The sequence below is a fragment of the Aquabacterium sp. genome (assembly GCF_034003525.1).
GTDB lineage: Bacteria > Pseudomonadota > Gammaproteobacteria > Burkholderiales > Burkholderiaceae_C > Aquabacterium.
In genome coordinates, this window is the sequence record NZ_JAVEYN010000004.1 from 150,653 (window position 1) to 169,271 (window position 18,619).

The 18,619-nt window shown below is 66.9% G+C and carries 16 protein-coding genes; 6 read left to right on the forward strand and 10 right to left on the reverse strand.

What is annotated here, in order from left to right; all coding sequences use genetic code 11:
* Positions 1-16: 16 nt before the first annotated feature.
* Positions 17-1,000 (reverse strand): tRNA dihydrouridine synthase, encoded by a 984-nt coding sequence (locus tag RBT42_RS04245; RefSeq protein WP_320362615.1) that lies wholly within the window; start codon positions 998-1,000, stop codon positions 17-19.
* Positions 1,001-1,008: 8 nt separating this feature from the next.
* The gene (locus RBT42_RS04250; protein ID WP_320362616.1) at positions 1,009-2,349 is read right to left on the reverse strand and encodes a M48 family metalloprotease; all 1,341 of its coding nucleotides are present in this window, start codon (positions 2,347-2,349) and stop codon (positions 1,009-1,011) included.
* Between the two features lie 140 nt (positions 2,350-2,489).
* Here RBT42_RS04250 and RBT42_RS04255 point away from each other — a divergent pair, with 140 nt between their 5' ends.
* A complete protein-coding gene (locus RBT42_RS04255; protein ID WP_320362617.1) occupies positions 2,490-3,371 on the forward strand; it encodes an HDOD domain-containing protein in 882 nt (293 codons plus the stop codon).
* 73 nt (positions 3,372-3,444) lie between these two features.
* Positions 3,445-4,383, forward strand: a complete 939-nt coding sequence (locus RBT42_RS04260) for a DUF808 domain-containing protein (protein WP_320362618.1) — start codon at positions 3,445-3,447, stop codon at positions 4,381-4,383.
* 2 nt (positions 4,384-4,385) lie between these two features.
* Here RBT42_RS04260 and RBT42_RS04265 read toward each other — a convergent pair whose 3' ends face one another.
* The 4 genes from RBT42_RS04265 to minC all read right to left on the reverse strand — a co-directional run bounded on the left by RBT42_RS04265 (position 4,386) and on the right by minC (position 7,159).
* Complete coding sequence (locus RBT42_RS04265) at positions 4,386-5,165, reverse strand: ParA family protein (RefSeq protein WP_320362619.1); 780 nt, start codon at positions 5,163-5,165, stop codon at positions 4,386-4,388.
* A gap of 97 nt (positions 5,166-5,262) precedes the next feature.
* Positions 5,263-5,523: a cell division topological specificity factor MinE gene (gene minE, locus RBT42_RS04270; protein ID WP_320362620.1), complete on the reverse strand. Its 261-nt coding sequence runs from the start codon at positions 5,521-5,523 to the stop codon at positions 5,263-5,265.
* A 5-nt stretch (positions 5,524-5,528) separates the two neighbouring features.
* Positions 5,529-6,344, reverse strand: coding sequence for a septum site-determining protein MinD (gene minD, locus RBT42_RS04275; RefSeq protein ID WP_320362621.1), 816 nt, complete (start codon positions 6,342-6,344; stop codon positions 5,529-5,531).
* A 50-nt stretch (positions 6,345-6,394) separates the two neighbouring features.
* A complete protein-coding gene (gene minC, locus RBT42_RS04280) occupies positions 6,395-7,159 on the reverse strand; it encodes a septum site-determining protein MinC (protein WP_320362622.1) in 765 nt (254 codons plus the stop codon).
* Between the two features lie 112 nt (positions 7,160-7,271).
* Between minC and RBT42_RS04285 the strand changes: the two genes are divergently transcribed.
* Both RBT42_RS04285 and RBT42_RS04290 read left to right on the forward strand, forming a co-directional pair.
* Positions 7,272-8,516 (forward strand): MgtC/SapB family protein, encoded by a 1,245-nt coding sequence (locus RBT42_RS04285; protein WP_320362623.1) that lies wholly within the window; start codon positions 7,272-7,274, stop codon positions 8,514-8,516.
* Positions 8,517-8,627: 111 nt separating this feature from the next.
* The gene (locus tag RBT42_RS04290) at positions 8,628-9,845 is read left to right on the forward strand and encodes a hypothetical protein (RefSeq protein WP_320362624.1); all 1,218 of its coding nucleotides are present in this window, start codon (positions 8,628-8,630) and stop codon (positions 9,843-9,845) included.
* Positions 9,846-9,879: 34 nt separating this feature from the next.
* Here the strand turns inward: RBT42_RS04290 and RBT42_RS04295 are convergent, their stop codons facing one another.
* Both RBT42_RS04295 and dbpA read right to left on the reverse strand, forming a co-directional pair.
* Positions 9,880-12,411, reverse strand: coding sequence for a YgiQ family radical SAM protein (locus tag RBT42_RS04295; protein ID WP_320362625.1), 2,532 nt, complete (start codon positions 12,409-12,411; stop codon positions 9,880-9,882).
* A gap of 107 nt (positions 12,412-12,518) precedes the next feature.
* Complete coding sequence (dbpA, locus tag RBT42_RS04300; RefSeq protein WP_320362626.1) at positions 12,519-13,934, reverse strand: ATP-dependent RNA helicase DbpA; 1,416 nt, start codon at positions 13,932-13,934, stop codon at positions 12,519-12,521.
* A 160-nt stretch (positions 13,935-14,094) separates the two neighbouring features.
* Here dbpA and RBT42_RS04305 point away from each other — a divergent pair, with 160 nt between their 5' ends.
* Positions 14,095-15,051 (forward strand): Tim44 domain-containing protein, encoded by a 957-nt coding sequence (locus RBT42_RS04305; RefSeq protein WP_320362627.1) that lies wholly within the window; start codon positions 14,095-14,097, stop codon positions 15,049-15,051.
* 126 nt (positions 15,052-15,177) lie between these two features.
* Here the strand turns inward: RBT42_RS04305 and RBT42_RS04310 are convergent, their stop codons facing one another.
* Positions 15,178-15,480 carry a high-potential iron-sulfur protein gene (locus RBT42_RS04310; RefSeq protein WP_320362628.1) on the reverse strand — a complete coding sequence of 101 codons (303 nt, stop codon included), beginning with the start codon at positions 15,478-15,480 and terminating at the stop codon, positions 15,178-15,180.
* Positions 15,481-15,618: 138 nt separating this feature from the next.
* Between RBT42_RS04310 and RBT42_RS04315 the strand changes: the two genes are divergently transcribed.
* Entirely contained in the window at positions 15,619-16,656 is a 1,038-nt protein-coding gene (locus RBT42_RS04315; RefSeq protein WP_320362629.1) for a MerR family transcriptional regulator, read from the forward strand.
* Positions 16,657-16,675: 19 nt separating this feature from the next.
* On the opposite strand, the gene RBT42_RS04320 is transcribed toward RBT42_RS04315, so the two are convergent.
* A complete protein-coding gene (locus tag RBT42_RS04320; protein ID WP_320362630.1) occupies positions 16,676-18,532 on the reverse strand; it encodes an ABC transporter ATP-binding protein in 1,857 nt (618 codons plus the stop codon).
* Between the last annotated feature and the right edge of the window lie 87 nt (positions 18,533-18,619).

Below are 18,619 nucleotides of genomic sequence, written 5' to 3' on the forward strand. Positions count from 1 at the left end.
GTGGTGCGAGGGCGCTTCAGGCAGCGAGCCGATCGAGCGCGGGTGGCGTGGGCAGATGGGCCTGCATCCAGGCCGTCATCAGCCGCGAATCGTTGACCGTGCGCAGGGCCTGGTAAGCGCTTTCCGCTTCAGGATAACGCCGCCGCAGGTAATTGAGCCATTGTTTCATGCGCCCGGTGCGCGCGCGCGGCTCAATGCGCGTCTGCACCAGCTCCCAGAAGTGCCACAGCACCGGCTGCAGCGTCTCCCAGGTGGGAGCAGTCGCATCCGGCGTGAGGCCCTGGTCGGCCAGGATGGCCAGCGCCAGACCGGGGTCGGCCACGATGCCGCGGCCCAGCATCAGGTCGGTGCAGCCCGAGACTTCGATGCAGCGGCGCGCATCGGCCACGGTCCAGATCTCGCCATTGGCGACCACCGGGATGCGCACGCAGGCCTTCACATCGGCAATGCGCTCCCAGTAGGCGGGGGGGCGGTAGCCATCGGCCTTGGTGCGGGCGTGCACGACCAGCTCATCGGCCCCGGCTTCGGCAATCGCGCGGGCGCAGTCTTCGGCCTGTGCATCGTCGTGAAAGCCCAGGCGCATCTTGGCGGACACGGCCATGTCGGCTGGCACCGCTCTGCGCACCTCGCGCACGATGCGGTGCACCAGTTCCGGCTCCTGCAACAGCGCCGCACCGCCACCGTGGCGGTTGACGACCTTGGCCGGACAGCCAAAGTTCAGATCGATGCCGGCCGGGCCGAGTGTGGCGAGGAAGGCCGCGTTGTCGGCCAGGCAGATGGGGTCGGAGCCCAGCAGTTGCGCGCGCACGGGGATGCCGGCCGGGGTGCGACTGCCCTCGCGCAACTCGGGGATGACGCGCACATAGGCCCGCTCGGGCAGCACGGCATCGGTCACGCGAATGAATTCGGAGACGCAGCGGCTCAGCCCGCCCACCCGGGTCAGGGCATCGCGCAGTGTGAAATCGAGCAGGCCCTCCATGGGCGCGAGCAACAGGGCCATGCCGAATTTTACTTGGCGTAGCCCCACGCCTTCAGGCGCCCGTAGGCGTGCTGTGAAGCGTCGCCGGCGCGCACCTGTTGCAGGTAGCGCGCGTAGTGCTGGGCGGCCGGCTCGCGCTGGCCCATGGCCTCCAGCGACACGCCCTTGAGGAAGAGCACACCGCTGTCGCCCGGTAGCAGGCGGTCAAAGGTGTTGAGCGCCTGCAGGGCCGCCTGCGGGTTGCGCTGTTGCAGCGACAGCGAGGCCAGCAACTTGTGCGACTGGGCCTCTTGCGGGTAGATGGCGCGGGCGTTGTCCACATACGAACGTGCGTCGGCCACCTTGCCCTGTGCTTGCAGACACTGGGCCATGCGCAGGTTGGCGGCGTAGTCGCGGGGAGCTTGTTTCAGCGCGGTGCGGAACTGGCCGGAGGCCTCGTCGAGCTGTTTGGCCGACATCGCACTCTCGCCCTTCTGGCAAGCCTGGATGGCGGGCTTGATCTGGCGCAGCGACGCGGTGCTGTCCATGAAACGCTCGCGCCGGGTCGAAGCCTTCAAGCTGGCGGCATAGGTTGTCTCGGCCGCCTCACGCGCGCGGTCGCGTCGCTCGGTGCTCATCGGGTGCGAGGAGAACATCGTGGCGAGGGTGGACGGCGCGTCCTTTTCCTCGTTCACCAGCATCTGGTGCAGACGTGTCATGCCGGTGGCCGGGTAGCCGGCTTGCACCATGTAGGCCTGGCCCAGCGCATCGGCCTCGTGTTCGTTGCTGCGCGAGTAATTGGCCAGCAGCGCGCTGGCGCCCACCTGGCTGCCCAGTCCGATCAAGGGGGCCCAGCCCGAGTTCTGCGCGGCGGCGTTGACCCCGGCCAGCACGGTCTGCGCGATCATGGCCTGCCCCTGGCGTTGCGCCGAGTGGCGGGCGTTCACATGGCCCAGCTCATGCCCGAGCAAGGCGGCCAGCTGGGCCTCGTCGTCCATGTCGACCATGATGCCGCGCGTCAGGCCCATGGCGCCACCCGGGAAGGTGTAGGCGTTGACGTAGTTGGCGTTGAGCACCCGGTAGGAGTAGGGCATGTTCGGGCGGTGGCTGACGGCATGCAGGCGCTGCCCGACCTCGCGCACATAGGCGTTGACCGGCTCGTTCTGGATGGCCCCCAGGTCCTGCGAAAACTGGTGGGGCGCCTGCTGCTGGTCCACCGCCTGTTCCTGCGCTTCGCTCATGCCCACCAAGATGCGTTCGCCCGTGACGGGCGAGACCGCGCAGCCTTGCAGCGAAGCGGTGGCGGCGCCGAACAGCCAGATGGCGTCACGGCGGCTCAAGCGGTTACGGGCCAGTCGCTCGGCCAGGGCATGGGGATGCAGGTCAGACATGGTCGCAATGCGCACAAAGCGCGAGTTGGGTGAAGAAAACGAAGGCGGGCCGGCTACGATGGCAACTGTGTCCGTGTGGTCACCTCGGCGCTGTCGAGGTGTCGCTCGGATCGCGCTGATTTTGCCGAACCCGAACTCACATGACCTCCGCCTTGACCGCCACGCGCACCAGTGACATTTTGCTGGAACTGGACAGCGCCCGCAAAAGCGGCCCCTTGCAGCACATCGTCATCCCCCCGTGTCCGGAACTGCTGACCCGCCTGCAACAGGTGATGGCCGAACCGGAGCCCGACCTCAACGAGGTGGCGCGCATCGCCTCCAGCGACGTGGCCATGTCGGCCACCTTGCTGCGTTGTGCCAACAGCCCGGTCTACAACGTGGGGCAGCCGGTGCAGACCATCGGGCAGGCCATGAACCTGCTGGGCCTGGACGAAACCGCCACGGTCATGACCCGCTTTTTGGCGCAAAGCGCCATCCGTGTCAATCACCCGGGCTTGCAACGCTTCTGGGAGCGCTCGGCCAAGCGGGCGGTGGCCATGGCCTTCATGGCGCGGCACCTGCCGGGCATGTCGGCCGATGTGGCCCACACCTACGGGCTGTTCTGCCATGTGGGGCTGCCGGTGATGGTGCAAAGCGTCAAAGGCTACCCTTCCACCATGGTGGAGGCGGCAGCCCGCATCGACCGCTCCTATGTGGCCACCGAGAACGCCAACCACCGCACCGACCACGCCGTCGTGGGTGGGCTGGTGGCCCGCGTGTGGCGCCTGTCGCCCACCGTGGCGGCGGCCATCCGTCTGCACCACGACCTGTACGCCATCGGTGAAGGACGCATTGACCCGGACGTGCACACCCTCATTGCCGTGGGCTTGCTGGCCGAGTTCCTGATGCGCCGCCACGAAGGCCTGGACCCCGACGCCGACTGGCACGCGCACGGTGAGGCGGCGCTGGCCTGGCTGCACCTGCCCATGGAAGAGTTGCTGAGCTGGGAAGAAGAGTTGCGCGACAGCCTCGACGCCCTGTGAGGCCCCGCTGAGACCGGTACGGCGCCACCCCTTCCCAGAAAGCCAAATCAACAAAAGAACGGAGAGACCCACCATGGCAGGTACCAGCTTGCTGATCCTGATCGATGACATCACGCTGATGCTCGATGACGTTGCCGCCATGTCGAAGCTGGCGGCCAAGAAGACCGCCGGCGTGCTGGGCGATGACCTGGCGCTCAACGCCCAGCAGGTCACCGGCATCCGCGCCGAGCGCGAGTTGCCGGTGGTGTGGGCCGTGGCCAAGGGCTCGGTGCGCAACAAGGTGATCCTGGTGCCGGCGGCGCTGGCGATCAGTGCCTGGTTGCCTGCGGCCGTGACCCCCTTGCTGATGATCGGTGGGGCCTATCTGTGCTTCGAGGGGGTGGAAAAACTGGCCCACCCGCTGCTGCATGGCCACGATGAAGATGTGGCGCACCACGAGGCCCTCAGCGCCGCGCTCAAGGACGAATCGGTGGACCTGGTCGCGTTCGAGCGCGACAAGATCGAAGGCGCGGTGCGCACCGACTTCATCCTCTCGGCCGAGATCGTCGCCATCACCCTGGGCACGGTCACGGCGGCCTCCTTCACGCAGCAGGTGCTGGTCCTCTCCGGCGTGGCGCTGGCGGTGACCGTCGGCGTCTATGGCCTGGTGGCCGCCATCGTGAAGATGGACGATGTGGGTCTGTATCTGCAGCAGCGTGGCGGCGCCTTGAAAGCCGCCGTGGGCCGCGGCCTGCTCGCCGCTGCGCCGGTGATGATGAAGACGCTCTCGGTGGTGGGCACTGCCGCCATGTTCCTGGTGGGCGGTGGCATCGTGCTGCACGGCTTGCCCGGCGCGCACGACGTGGTGCACGGCATCGCGCACGCGGCCGGCACGGTGCCGGCGGTTGGAGGTGTGCTGGAGGTGATCACCCCCACCGTGCTCGACGGGGTGGGCGGTGTGAGCGTGGGCGCCGTCACCCTGGCGCTGGTGACGCTGGGCCAGCGCCTGTGGCGTCTCGTCCGACGCGCTTGAACTCAGGCCGATTCGCGTGCCGCCAGCGCTTCGTGCAGCGCGATCATTTCCTGCGTCAGCTTGTGGCGGGCGTCCAGGTGAATCATCGGGCGTGCCTGCTGGTGTGATTCCTTGATCTTCACCGAGCTGCTCAGATAGGGCTGCAGCACGGGCAGGCCTTCGTCGATCAACTCCTGCACCAGTTTCTGCGGCAGGCTGGCACGCGGCTGAAACTGGTTGACCACGATGCCCGACACCTCCAATTCGTCGTTGTGGTCGGCGCGGATCTCCTGCACGTTGTCGAGCAGGGTGTAGAGCGCGCGGCGCGAGAAATCGTCACAGTCAAACGGGATCAGGCAGCCTTGCGCAGCGATCAGCGCCGAGCGCGTGTAGAAGTTCAGCGCTGGCGGCGTGTCGATGTAGATGCGCTCGTAGGTGTTGACCAGTGCGGCCAGGGCCTCGCGCAGCTTGTAGATCTTGTAGCGGGATTCGAGCTTGCTGTGCAACTCGTCCAGGCTGGGGTGCGAGGGCATCACGTCCAGGCAGTCCCACGGTGTGCCCACCACATACTCTTCGGCACCCTTGGGGCGGGCGCTGAACTTGAGCGTCTGGTCAAAGAACTCGGCCGCGCTGACCTCGGCGTCTTCCTGCGGGCCACCCAGCAGGTACTGCGTGGAGTTGCCCTGCGGGTCCAGGTCGATGACCAGGGTGCGCAGACCCTGTGCGGCGCTGATGGCGGCCAGGTTGCAGGTGATTGTGGACTTGCCCACTCCACCCTTCTGGTTGAAGACGACGTAACGCATGACCCGAATCCCTTGTGACGCTGTGACAGTGCCTATTGTGCACTGCAACAAGGCCAGAGGCGACCGCCGGCCGTCCCGGCCGTCGCCATCTGTACCGTCAGCGCTGTGCTTCGGGCAACTCGATCTTCACTTCCAGCACTTCCAGGTTGTCCTGGCGCTCCATCGACACCTTGATGTCGTCCGGATTGATGGAAACGTACTTGGAGATGACCGCCACCAGTTCACGCTGCAGGTCGGGCAGGTAGGTCGGGCTGGCAGAGCGGCCGTTGCGCTCGTGCGCGAGGATCAGCTGCAGGCGTTCCTTGGCCACGGTGGCCGTCTGCTTCTTCTCGCCGAGGAAAAAGTTGAGGAATCCCATGGCGCTCACTTGCCTCCGAACAGTCGCTTGAAGAAACCGGGCTTCTCGGCCTCGACGAATCGCAGAGGCTTGTCCTGGCCCATGAAACGGTCGATCACGTCGCTGTAGGCCTCGGCCACGTCGCTGCCCTTCATGTAGATGGCAGGCAGACCCTGGTTGGAGGCGTTCAGCACGGCTTCCGACTCGGGGATCACGCCGATGAGCTTGACCTTGAGGATGTCGTGCACGTCGTCGAGCGAGAGCATCTGACCGCCTTCGACCCGGTTGGGGTTGTAGCGCGTGATCAGCAGGTGTTCCTTGATGGGCTCGGCGCCTTCCTGGGCACGCTTGGTCTTGCTGTTGAGCATGCCCAGGATGCGGTCGGAGTCGCGCACGGACGAGACTTCGGGGTTGGTCACCACGATGGCTTCGTCGGCAAAGTGCATGGCCATCAGCGCACCGGTTTCGATGCCGGCGGGAGAGTCGCAGACGATGTACTCGAAGTCCATCTTCTCCAGGTCACGCAGCACCTTCTCGACGCCGGCTTCCGTCAGCGCTTCCTTGTCGCGTGTTTGCGAGGCGGCCAGGATGAACAGGTTTTCGCACTGCTTGTCCTTGATCAGGGCCTGGTTGAGGTTGGCCTCACCCTGGATCACATTGATCAGGTCGTACACCACGCGGCGCTCGCAACCCATGATCAGGTCGAGGTTGCGCAGGCCGACGTCGAAGTCGATGACGGCGGTCTTGTGGCCGCGCATTGCGAGGCCGGATGCAAAGCTGGCGCTGGTGGTCGTCTTGCCAACGCCCCCTTTGCCGGAGGTCACCACGATGATCTTGGCCATGTCTGGCGGTCCTTTCAAATGCAAATAATCAGAGAGCGCTCAAAGAACAATCAGAGAGCAATGGGGTCGAAAACCAGGCGATCGCCTTCCAGTCGGATCTGGGCGGGCTTGCCGGTCACGTCAGGCGGAAGCGGGGTGTCGGTGGTGCGGTAGGTGCCGGCAATCGACAGCAATTCCGGCTCCATGTGCAGCGCAAAGATGCGCGCCTCGGTGTTGCCTTTGGCGCCGGCAATCGCCTTGCCACGCAGCGGGGCGTACACGTGGATGGAACCGTCGGCGATCACCTCGGCACCGTGGTTGACGGCGGCCAGCACGATCAGGTCGCCACCCTTGGCGTAGACCTGCTGGCCCGAGCGCAGCGGCTTGTCGATGAACATGGTGCTGGCGGCCATCGGCACGTGCACGGGCACTTCGACTGGCACTTCGCGGATGACCTCGCGCACCACTTCCTGCACCACGGTCTCGACACGGGCGGCATGCGCATGGCTTTCGGGCGCTTCGATCAGGCCGGCGGCCTGGGCCGATTGGGTCTGGGCGACGGTGCCACCGCGCACGGCGATGGCCTTGAGCTTGAAGCGGGCCAGCAGCGCGATCAGTTCGGGGAAGTTGACGTGCAGGTCGAGGCTGGCCAGGTGGGTGAGGTCGATCACCACCGGCTCGCCGTTGAACAGGTCGGGGCTGCTGCCAAAACGCTCTTCCAGTGCCTGGGCCAGCGATGTCAGGTTGGCCGTGCGGAGCAGGAAGGCTTCCAGTGAGAGCGTGGCGCTCTTGAAATCGAACAGGGCGGAGGCGTTTCCGGGGGAGGCGGCAGACATGGACAGCAGGCGCGTGGAAAGACCGCAGTTTAAGGCAGCACAGGGCACTTCCTGAGCCCGATCCCCCCTGGACGGGCCATACTGGCAGCGATGCCATGAAGGAGCACGCGAGGTGAATGGTTTTTCTTTGTCGCCGGCCCAGATGGGCTTGGCGGTGGCCCTGGGCTGCGGCCTGCTGATCGGACTGGAGCGCGAGCGTCGCAAGGGCGTTGGGCAGGACCGGGCGGCGGCCGGTTTGCGCACCTTTGCGGTGGCGGCCTTGCTGGGGGCGATTGCCCAGGTCGTGTCGGTGTGGCTGGCTGCCGTGGCGCTGGTCGGGGTGTCCGCGATGGCCGCCTTGTCTTACTGGCGCTCGCGCGACGATGACCCGGGTATCACCACCGAGCTGTCGCTGATCGCCACCACCTTGATCGGCATGATGGCGGTATCCGAGCCTGTGCTGTCGGCGGCGTGCGCCGCCTTGCTGGCCGGGGTGCTGGCGGCCCGGGATCGCCTGCACCACTTCGTCCACACCTGGCTGCGCGAGAAGGAGCTGTACGACGGCCTCTTGTTGGCCGCGCTGGCCCTGGTGCTGTTGCCGCTGATGCCTGTTGAGCCGGTGAGCTGGCTGGGCCAGTTGTCACCCCAGCGGGGCTTCATGCTGGTCATCGTCATCCTGGTGCTGCAGGCCGCCAGCCATGTGGCGCAGCGCCTGCTGGGCGCGCGCTCGGGCCTGGCCGTCTCGGGCTTTCTGGGCGGGTTCGTGTCGAGCACGGCCACCATTGGGGCCATGGGCAGCCTGGCCCGCCAGCGTCAGGTGCCGCTGCGCATGACCTTGTGCGCGTCCATCCTGTCCACGGCGGCCACGTGGATGCTGGTCGTGCTGATCATCCTGGTGGTGTCGCCGGCGGCCTTGTCCGTGACCTTGCCCTTGATGGCGGTGGGTGTGGCGCTGCCCCTGGTGCTGGGCGGCTTGCTGTGGCAGCACGGCGGCGCCGAGTCGGTGACGGTGTCGGATCAGCAGGATGTGCTGCGCCTGCGCGAGGCCGTGATGGTGGCGGCGCTGCTGGTGGGCGGCGCCATCGTGGTCAGTTACGCGCAGCAGCGCGGAGTGGGCGGCTTGTTGCTGGGCACCGCGGTGGCGGCCATTGCCGATGCGCAGGCCCCCATGGCCAGCCTGCTGGCGATGTACGGGGCGGGCACGCTGCCGGCCGGGCATCTGCTGATGGGACTGATGGTGGCGATGAGCGTCAACAGCGTCACCCGGGGCATGGTCGCCTGCGTGTCGGGCGGCTGGCGCTTCGGCGTCGTGGTGGCGGGGGCTTTGGCGCTCAACATGGCCATCGGGTGGGTCTGGGTGGCGTGGTTCCTGCTTTGATGGCCGGGGGCTGAGCGGCGGCACCGGCTCACACCATTAAAATAATCAGAACAAATGGGTGGGCGTGGCCGCAGGTGACCAGGCTCGATCCCGACAAGTTCAGGGGCAGGCATGGCATACGAACAAGACAGCGATCGGCGGGACGTCTGGGGCGGGCACACTCAGGTGGCCACGCAGATCATTGAAGAGCAGGCGCCGACACAGGCGCTGCGCGACCTGGGCAAGCAGGTGTCGCCCACCTTGCGAGAGCTGTTTGTGGTGTGCGATCCGTCCGAGGCGCTGCGCCAGCATTTCGAGCTGGGGGTGGCGCCCTTCGTGCTGCTGCACGATCTGGGCACCACGGCGGCGCGGGCCTTTCTGCAAGGCTTGAGCGAGCGCTCGGGCTGGCGTCTGCAGACCTTGAGCATCCGCCGTCAGGGCTTTGGCACCGAGCTGGCGACGCTGTCCTACCTCGATTGCCCGATCGCCTCGGGCACCTTGCGGGTCTACCTGTCCGATGTGCAGGCCGAGCCGCGCGAGCAGGTGGCCATGCGCCGGCTGCTGAGCGCCGTGGCCACGGCCCACGTGCTGATCGGGGCCACGCAGCCACCGCCGGATGTGGCCGAGCGGGTCGCGGCCTGGCGTGACGACCTGCTGGCGGCCCAGCCCACGGGCCGCCTGGCGGTGCTGGCGCTGCCGCAGGTGCGCGACCCCGACTGGATGATGAGCCTGTCGGCGCTGGCGCGCACGCCGCGTTGGCAGGTGGAGGTAGGGCCCGCCAGCCAGACCGTGGCCGCCAACTGGACCTTGATGGCAACCTACTGGAATCGGCTGGCGCAGGCGGCCGCCCCCGGCGCGGTGCCGCAGATCGAGCGTCTGACCTTGTCCTGGTCACCCGAGGCGCCGCCGGCGCCGCGCGTGCCAACGCCGATGCCCGTGGTCCGCCCGGCTTCGACGCCCTCCGCTCCCCCGGTCGCGTCAGAGATGAGCTTGTCTGCGCACCTCAGCGCGCTGCTGCCGCAGACCGCTGCCTTGCGAGCCTGCGTCTTTGCCCTGGCCAACCGCGAGGTGTGGGCGCAGACGGCGGGGGCGAATGGCGCCGAGATGGCCGAGCAGGGCCACGTGCTGCTGATGTCGGTGGCGCGCATGGGGAGCACGCTGGCCCTGGGGCGCTCGGTGCGTGACGTCCACGTGTCACTGGCCGAGGCGCAGGTGCTGGTGCGCGCCACCCGCCTGCGCAGCGGCGGCGTGCTGATGCTCGTCCTGCCGCGGGATGCGGACATCGCCCATGTGCGCGAGCGCATCCAGCAGTACGAAGCGCAGGCCTTGCCGACACGCGCCGCGCCCTGAACGGGGCGGTGGCCCGCTGTGGCCGCCGCCGGGCTCAGCGCGCTTTCTTGCCGCCGCGCGGGGCCATCGGCTTGTCGGCAGGGCGGCCGTCGCGGCCCGACACCTGTTGCTGACGCGGGGGCAGCCCCGTGTGCTGGGTCAGGATCTGACCGGGGCGGGGCGCTGTCTTGCTCGCCGGGCGCCCTGAGCTGGACGGCAGGTTGCGCGGATCACGCTCGGCGCTGCGCGCCTGGGCCTGGCTGCCGCGACCTTGCCCAGCCACACGGCCCACGGTCACCACCGAGGTCTTGGTGCCGGACTTCGTGGAGTTCTTGCGCCGGGCACTGTCGTACGTGCCGTCGGTGGCCGGCTGGTAGGTCGGGATCAGATGGTTCGGCGTGTTGCCAATCAGATCGCCACGGCCCATTTCCTTGAGTGCCTCACGCAGCAGTGGCCAGTTGTTGGGGTCGTGATAACGCAGGAAGGCCTTGTGCAGCCGGCGGCGCTTCTCGCCCTTGACGATGTCCACCTTCTCGCCCTTGTTGGCCAGGCGGCTGATGCCCTTGAGCGGGTTCAGGCCGGAGTGGTACATCGCCGTGGCCGTGGCCATGGGGCTGGGGTAGAAGGTCTGCACCTGGTCGGCCTTGAAACCATTGCGCTTGAGCCAGACGGCCAGGTTCATCATGTCCGCATCGGTCGTGCCTGGGTGGGCCGCGATGAAGTAGGGGATGAGGTACTGCTTCTTGCCGGCTTCTTCGCTGAACTGCTCGAACATCTGCTTGAAGCGGTCGTAGGTGCCGATGCCGGGCTTCATCATCTTCGACAGCGGACCCGACTCGGTGTGCTCCGGCGCAATCTTCAGGTAGCCGCCCACGTGGTGGGTCACCAGTTCTTTCACGTACTCGGGCGCACGCACGGCCAGGTCATAGCGCAGCCCGGAGCCGATCAGGATCTTCTTGATGCCGGGGATGGCGCGGGCGCGGCGGTACATGCGCACCAGCGGTCCGTGGTCGGTGTGCAGGTTCTGGCAGATGCCGGGGTAGACGCACGACGGCTTGCGGCACGCGGCCTCGATGGCCTTGGACGCGCAACCCAGGCGGTACATGTTGGCCGTCGGCCCGCCCAGGTCGGAGATGACGCCGGTGAAGCCCTTGACCTTGTCGCGGATGTCTTCGATTTCCTTGAGCACCGAGGCTTCGGAGCGACTCTGGATGATGCGGCCTTCGTGTTCGGTGATGGAGCAGAAGGTGCAGCCGCCAAAGCAGCCGCGCATGATGTTCACGCTGAAGCGGATCATGTCCCAGGCCGGGATCACGGCGTCGCCGTAGCTCGGATGCGGCGCACGGGCGTAGGGCAGGTCGAACACCAGGTCCATCTCGGGGGTGCTCAGCGGGATGGGCGGTGGGTTGATCCAGACGTCGCGCGCGCCGGGGCCTTCGCCGTGGCGCTGCACCAGCGCGCGGGCGTTGCCGGGGTTGGTTTCCAGGTGCAGCACGCGGTTGGCGTGGGCGTAGAGCACCGGATCGTCTTTGACCTGCTCGTAGGCGGGCAGGCGGATCACGGTGCGATCGCGCGGGGGCAGGGCGATCTTGCCGCTGCGCTCGGGCAGGACCTTGGCCGCCAGAGCCGGGTTGCGCACGATCTGGATGGGCTTGGCGCCGCCGTGCAGATCGGGCTGGCTTGATTGCGCCTGTGCGGGCACCTTGCCGGAAGCCTTGAGCGGGTCGAAGGCGCCGGCCTCTTCCATCGCGCAGGTCTCACCCTGTTCGGCTGCCAGCTGCCCGGTGGTCAGGTAGGGGTTGATGTGCTGGTCGATGCGGCCAGGCTGGTCCACCTCGGTGGAGTCCAGCTCGAACCAGCCCTCGGCCGTCGGGTCGTGGCGGCGACGCAGGAAAGCGGTGCCGCGCACATTGGTGATGCTTTCAATGGGCTCGCGCGCGGCCAGGCGGTGGGCCACCTCGATGATGGCGCGCTCGGCGTTGCCGTACAGCAGCAGGTCGGCCTTGGCGTCCATCAGGATGGAGCGGCGCACCTTGTCCGACCAGTAGTCGTAGTGGGCGATGCGGCGCAACGAGGCCTCGATGCCACCCATGATGATGGGCACGTCCTTGAAGGCTTCGCGGCAGCGCTGGGCGTACACGGCCGAGCAACGGTCAGGCCGTGCGCCACCCTGGCCACCGGGGGTGTAAGCATCGTCGCTGCGGATTCTGCGATCGGCCGTGTAGCGGTTGATCATCGAATCCATGTTGCCGGCCGCCACGCCCCAGAACAGATTGGGTTTGCCCAGCACCTTGAAGGGCTCGGCGCTCAACCAGTCGGGCTGCGAGATGATGCCCACGCGAAAGCCCTGGTTCTCCAGCACGCGGCCGATCACGGCCATGCCGAAGCTGGGGTGGTCCACATAGGCATCGCCGGTCACGATGATGACGTCGCAGCTGTCCCAGCCCAGCGCGTCCATCTCGGCACGGCTGGTGGGCAGGAACTTGGCCGGGCCGAAGCGCTTGGCCCAGAACGGCTTGTAGCTGTCGATGGGCTTGGCGCTCGGCATGGCGGGAGCAGCAGGAGACGCGACGGTCAGGTCAGACATGGGCAGGCGCAGACGCAAAAACGGGAGCAGGCGGGCAACCTGATATTGTCGCCGCTCTGCTCATTTCTGTGGCAGTTTTTGCGTGCAAGGCCCTGCACCGGCCGTGCTTACTCCTGGCGCTGCACGTCTTTCAGCAGGCGCGCCTTGGTCTTCTTGCCCTTGACCGGCACGCGATTGAGCTGGGCCACCACCTTGGCGGCGATGTCGCGGTCCACGGCCACATAGGTGTGGAAGTCGGTGACGTTGATCTTGCCGATCTGGCTGCCCACGAAGCCACACTCACCGGTCAGGGCACCCAGCAGGTCGCCCGGGCGCAGCTTTTCCTTGCGACCACCGAGCAGTTGGATGGTGACCATGGGGGGCAGCAGGGGCTCGTGGCTGGCGGGCGTCAGCTCTTCGAGCTTGTGCCACTCGGACTCGCGCTTTTGCAGCAGCTCGATGTTGCCCACGCGGCCCATCTCGGCCATGCTGGCCAGGTTCAGGGCCCAGCCTTCGGCATCGCCCCGGCCGGTGCGGCCGATGCGGTGGATGTGCACCTCGGGGTCGGGCGTCACGTCCACATTGATCACGGCTTCGAGGTTGGCGATGTCCAGGCCGCGTGCGGCCACGTCGGTGGCCACCAGCACCGAGGCGCTGCGGTTGGCGAACTGGATCAGCACCTGATCGCGGTCGCGCTGCTCCAGGTCGCCATGCAGGGCGATGGCCTCGATGCCGTGCGCCATCAGCACATCGACCAGGTCGCGGCACTGCTGCTTGGTGTTGCAAAACGCGATGGTGCTGGCCGGGCGGTAGTGCAAGAGCAGCTTCACCACGGCGTCCAGGCGCGTGTCGCGGTCGACCTGGTACCAGCGCTGGCGGATCTTGCTGGCCTCGTGCGTGGCGGCGACCTTCACCTCCTTGGGCTGGCGCAGGAACTGGGCGCTCAGCTTGGCGATGGTGTCGGGGTAGGTGGCCGAGAACAGCATGGTCTGGCGTTCCTTGGGGCACTGGCGGGCCACGTAGACGATGCTGTCGTGAAAGCCCATGTCCAGCATGCGGTCGGCCTCGTCGAGCACCAGGGTGTTCAGGTGGCGCAGGTCCAGCGTGCCGCGCTCCAGGTGGTCCATGATGCGGCCCGGCGTGCCGACCACGATGTGGGCGCCGTAGGCCAGGCTCTCGATCTGCGGACGCATGGTGCTGCCACCGCACAGCGTCAGCACCTTGATGTTGGCTTCCGAGCGCGCCAGGCGGCGGATTTCCTGGCAGACCTGGTCGGCCAGCTCCCGGGTGGGGCACAGCACCATGGCCTGCACGGCGGGGTTGCGCACGTCCAGCTTGTTCAGCAGCGGGATGGCGAAGGCGGCGGTCTTGCCGCTGCCGGTCTTGGCCTGGGCGATCAGGTCGTGGCCGGCGAGGGTCAGGGGCAGGCTGCTGGCCTGGATGGGCATCATGCTGAGGTATCCCAGGCTTTGCAGGGTGGCCTGCATGGCGGGGCTCAGCGGCAGGCTGCTGAAAGAAGGGGCGTCGGTCTGGGGTGTGCTCATGGGGCGGATTATCCTCAGTCGCAGCGTGTTGATTTTTGTAAAGTTGCCCCCAGCTGTCCGCATTGGCCGAATATCTGGCCTTGATCTTGCGCACAATGCGCTGGCAATCAACCGATCAACCGTCGATCAATCGCCCCGAGGGGCAAGGACCGATCTCGCAATGAAACTGAAGAACATCTTGATGGCACTGGCCGTGACCATGGCCGGCGTGGGCATGGTGGGCGTTCCGATGGACGCCGAGGCCAAGCGACTGGGTGGCGGACGCGCGTCCGGCATGCAGCGCCAGATGCCGGCCAAGCAGCCCAATGCGACGCCCGATGCGGCGCCCAACCAGATGAACAAGAGCGCCGCGCCGACCAATGCCGCCGGTGCCGCTGCGCAGCCGGCCAAGCGTTCGTGGATGGGCCCGATCGCCGGTCTGGCCGCAGGTCTGGGCATTGCCGCCCTGATGAGCCACCTGGGCATGGGTGAAGCCTTTGGCAATTTCCTGATGATGGCGCTGCTGGCTGTGGCCGCTGTGGCCTTGATCGCCTTCCTGATGCGTCGCTTCAAGGGCGGCGCCCAGCAGGCCCGTGGCCCGCAACTGGCCGGTGCCGGTGCGCCCTATGGTCAGCAGTTCAACCAGGCCGACAGCCGTGATGCCTTCGCGCAGCCGATGCAGCGCCAGGGCTTTGACGCTGCGCCCGCCGCTGTCGGTGCCGCTGCCGCAGGTGCGGCCGTGGGGGGCAACCTGAACAACGTGCCGGCTGGGTTTGATGCCGAAGGCTTCCAGCGCATCGCCAAGATGATCTTCATCCGCCTGCAGGCGGCCAACGACGCCGGCAATGTGGACGACCTGCGCAAGTTCACCACGCCCGAGCTGTTTGCCTCGCTGCGTCTGGACCTGCAAGAGCGTGGCAACGCCACCAACCAGACCGATGTGATGCAGCTCGACGCTGAACTGGTGGACACCGCGCAAGAAAACGGTCAGTGGGTCGCTTCGGTGCGCTTCCACGGCCTGATCCGCGAAGACGTGAACGCCGGTGCCGAGCCGTTCGACGAACTGTGGCACCTGGTCAAGCCGCTGGACAACAGTGGCGAGTGGGCCATCGCCGGCATCACGCCGCTCAACGGCTGATGCATGGTCAGGCGGTTGGGCCTCTGCGCTGACCGCCTGTGCCCCAACAAAAAGCCCGCTTTGCAGCGGGCTTTTTTGTGTCTGACCGCGTGCGGGTGCATCGCGGTCAGTGGAGCGTGAGACCGATCAGGCCTTCTTGGCCCAGACCTTGCACCAGCCCTTGCCGTTGACCAGCTTGCCGCCGACCATCGGGCAGGCACCCCAGGCATCCTTGCCTTGGTAGAACTGGCAGTTGGCGCAGTTGTTGCCGGCCTTGTAGGTCGGGTTGGCCTTGGCGTCCACCTTGGTGGCGTCGTGCTTGTAGGCCAGGGCGACGGCGGCCGGATCCTTCTCATCGATCTTGGCAGCCTGGGCGCGCGCACCGGTCACGGCGGACAGGGCTGCAGCAGCCGGAACGAGGGTCATCATGAATTGGCGACGTGTGCTCATGTGTTTTCTCCAGTGGGGATGAAGGAAAAGAGTTTGACCTTGGTTTGACTCACATTCTGACCGGTCATTTCGATTGTGACCGTATCAGAATGCGTTGTACGTTTTCAATTTGAGGTCATTGAACCTTGAAGGTGATGCATGACTGAACAAGATGCCTCGCTGGCGGATGCCAGCACCCCACGATACCGCAGCAGTGCCGCGGCCCGCATGGTCAACATCCCGGTCGCCACCCTCCGGGTCTGGGAGAGACGATATCAGGTTGTGGGCCCTGCACAAGCAGCTTCTGGTCATAGACTTTACTCAAGTCAAGACGTGCGGCGCTTGGTCTTGATCAAACAACTGGTCAACAAGGGCCATGGCATCGGCATGCTGGCGCGCATGCAGACGCCGCAGTTGCAGGATTTGTTGCACGAAGCCGAGCAGGCCGAAGGCTTGCTGCAGCGCTCGGCGGCGCCGGTGGCTGCGCGCCCGGCTCCTCGTGCTGCCGACGCCTTGACGCGCTTGAGGGTCTTGCTGGTGGGGCCGGACGCCGGCACGCGCTGGCGCACCACACTGGAGGCCGTGCCTGAACTGGATGTGGTCGGCAGTCTGGACGCCAGCCCGCAGTCCGAGTTGCGCGTGCAGCATCTCCAGGCCGACATGGTGGTGGCCGAGCTGGGCGCACTGCACATGGAAACGGTGGACTGGCTGGTGCGTCTGACCAAGCTGGTCAATGCGCGGCAGATGTGCGTCATCTACGGCTTTGCCAACAGCCAGGTGCTCGAAGCGCTGCGGGCGCGCGGTGTGATCCTGCGCCGCTCGCCGCTGGCCCCGCATGAGCTGAGTCAGGCGCTGGTGGACACCGTGCGTGGCTGGCAGAGCGTGTCCGAGGCGCTGCGCACCTTGCCAGACCCGGCGCCGCCGCCGCGCTTTGATGCGCCGGGGCTGGTCAGCCTGGCACAGTCCATGCCCCGCGTGGCCTGCGAGTGTCCGCAGCACCTGTCTGAATTGGTGACCATGTTGGGGCAGTTCGAGGCCTACAGCGCTGACTGCGAAAGCCGCCAGCCGGCCGATGTCACCTTGCACGCCTACCTGTACCGCGTGGCCGGGCACGCGCGGGCCTTGATGGAAGAGGCCCTGGCCACGGTGGCCAAGGCCGAAGGCGTGGCCTTGCCCGAGCGTCGACTCGCTCGCTGAGGCCGCACGGAGCAGGGCTTCAGGGCACCGAGGGCGCGATGTCCCCGGTGTCTTCCTCGCCCAGGAAGCCGCCACTTTGGTGAGCCCACAGGCGCGCATACAGCCCGCCCTGGGTCAGCAACTCGGCGTGCGTGCCTTGTTCGACGATGCGCCCCTGGTCCAGCACGATCAGGCGGTCCATGGCAGCGATGGTGGACAGGCGGTGGGCGATCGCCACGACGGTCTTGCCCTCCATCAGGCGGTAGAGGCTGGCCTGGATGGCGGCCTCGACCTCGGAGTCGAGCGCGCTCGTGGCCTCGTCCAACAGCAGGATGGGGGCGTCCTTGAGCATCACACGGGCAATCGCGATGCGCTGGCGCTGACCACCCGAGAGCTTCACCCCACGTTCGCCGACGTGCGCGTCGTAGCCGGTGCGGCCCTTGGGGTCGCTCAAGGCCTGGATGAAGTCGTGGGCCTCGGCGCGGCGCGCGGCCTCGATCATCTCGGGGTCGCCGGCATCGGGGCGGCCGTAGAGGATGTTGTCGCGCACCGAGCGGTGCAGCAGCGAGGTGTCCTGTGTGACCATGCCGATCTGGGCGCGCAGACTGTCTTGCGTGACCTGGGCAATGTTCTGGCCATCGACCAGGATGCGGCCGTGCTCGACGTCATGGAAGCGCAGCAGCAAGTTGACGATGGTGGACTTGCCCGCGCCCGAGCGCCCAACCAGCCCGATCTTCTCGCCGGGGCGGATGTGCAGGTTCAGGCCCTCGATGACGGTGCGATCGCCACCGTAGCTGAAGCCGACGTTCTCGAAGCGGATGTCGCCCTGGGAGACCTGCAGCGGGGTGGCGTCGGGTGCGTCCACCACCTTGTGCGGGCGCGACAGGGTGTTGATGCCGTCCTCCACGGTGCCGATGTGCTCGAACAGCGAGGCCACCTCCCACATCATCCAGTGCGAGATGCCGTTGAGGCGCAGCGCCATCGCGGTGGCGGCGGCCACGGCACCGATGCCGACCTGGCCTTGCGTCCACAGCCACAAGGCCACGCCAGCGGTCGACAGGATCAGCAACATGCTAAGCGTGTGGTTGACCACCTCGAAGCCGCTGACCAGGCGCATCTGGCCGTGCACGGTCTTCATGAACTCCTGCATGGCCGAGCGGGCATAGCCGGCCTCGCGGTGCGCGTGCGAGAACAGCTTGACGGTGGCGATGTTGGTGTAGGCGTCGGTGATGCGGCCCGTCATCAGTGAGCGGGCATCGGCCTGCGACTTGGCCATGCGGCTCAGTCGCGGCACAAAAAAGCGCACGGCGCTGCCGTACAGCGCCAGCCAGCCCAGGAAGGGCAGCAGCAGCCAGGCGTCGAAGCTGCCCACCACCGCCGTCATCGTGACGAAGTAGATGACCGTGAAGACCAGGATGTCGCCGACGATGAAGCAGGTGTCGCGCACCGCCAGCGCGGTCTGCATGACCTTGGTGGCGATGCGGCCCGCGAACTCGTCCTGGTAGAAGTGCATGCTCTGACCGAGCATGAGGCGGTGGAAGTTCCAGCGCAGCCGCATCGGGAAGTTGCCGGCCAGGGCCTGGTGCTTGAGCATGGTCTGCAGCATCACGGCCAGGGGGCTGAGCAGCAGCACGGCGGCCAGCCCCAGCAAGGTGGAGCGCGAGCTCGTCCAGAACTCGCCGGGGGGTGTGGCGCCCAACCAGTCGACGATGTTGCCGAGCATGCTGAACAGCAAGGCTTCGAACGCGCCGATGGAGGCGGTCAGCAGCGTCATGCACAGCAGGTAGCGGCGCATGCCGTGCGTGCCGGCCCACAGGAAGGCGAAGAAGCCCTTGGGGGGCGTTTTCGGGGGCGCCGCCGGGTACGGATCGACCAGATTTTCAAACCAGCTCAGCACAACAAGGTCTCCGCCAGGGATCAAACCCTCAAGAGTAGCGCGAGCGGGCCTGTCTGCGCCGATGCAGGGGCATCCGGCCCAAGCCCC

Bases quoted from the DNA above. Each gene is read 5' to 3' on its own strand.
- RBT42_RS04245 (WP_320362615.1), bottom strand. From the start codon at position 1,000: ATGGCCCTGTTGCTCGCGCCCATGGAGGGCCTGCTCGATTTCACACTG.
- RBT42_RS04250 (WP_320362616.1), bottom strand. From the start codon at position 2,349: ATGTCTGACCTGCATCCCCATGCCCTGGCCGAGCGACTGGCCCGTAAC.
- RBT42_RS04255 (WP_320362617.1), top strand. From the start codon at position 2,490: ATGACCTCCGCCTTGACCGCCACGCGCACCAGTGACATTTTGCTGGAA.
- RBT42_RS04260 (WP_320362618.1), top strand. From the start codon at position 3,445: ATGGCAGGTACCAGCTTGCTGATCCTGATCGATGACATCACGCTGATG.
- RBT42_RS04265 (WP_320362619.1), bottom strand. From the start codon at position 5,165: ATGCGTTACGTCGTCTTCAACCAGAAGGGTGGAGTGGGCAAGTCCACA.
- minE (WP_320362620.1), bottom strand. From the start codon at position 5,523: ATGGGATTCCTCAACTTTTTCCTCGGCGAGAAGAAGCAGACGGCCACC.
- minD (WP_320362621.1), bottom strand. From the start codon at position 6,344: ATGGCCAAGATCATCGTGGTGACCTCCGGCAAAGGGGGCGTTGGCAAG.
- minC (WP_320362622.1), bottom strand. From the start codon at position 7,159: ATGTCTGCCGCCTCCCCCGGAAACGCCTCCGCCCTGTTCGATTTCAAG.
- RBT42_RS04290 (WP_320362624.1), top strand. From the start codon at position 8,628: ATGGCATACGAACAAGACAGCGATCGGCGGGACGTCTGGGGCGGGCAC.
- RBT42_RS04295 (WP_320362625.1), bottom strand. From the start codon at position 12,411: ATGTCTGACCTGACCGTCGCGTCTCCTGCTGCTCCCGCCATGCCGAGC.
- dbpA (WP_320362626.1), bottom strand. From the start codon at position 13,934: ATGAGCACACCCCAGACCGACGCCCCTTCTTTCAGCAGCCTGCCGCTG.
- RBT42_RS04305 (WP_320362627.1), top strand. From the start codon at position 14,095: ATGAAACTGAAGAACATCTTGATGGCACTGGCCGTGACCATGGCCGGC.
- RBT42_RS04310 (WP_320362628.1), bottom strand. From the start codon at position 15,480: ATGAGCACACGTCGCCAATTCATGATGACCCTCGTTCCGGCTGCTGCA.
- RBT42_RS04315 (WP_320362629.1), top strand. From the start codon at position 15,619: ATGACTGAACAAGATGCCTCGCTGGCGGATGCCAGCACCCCACGATAC.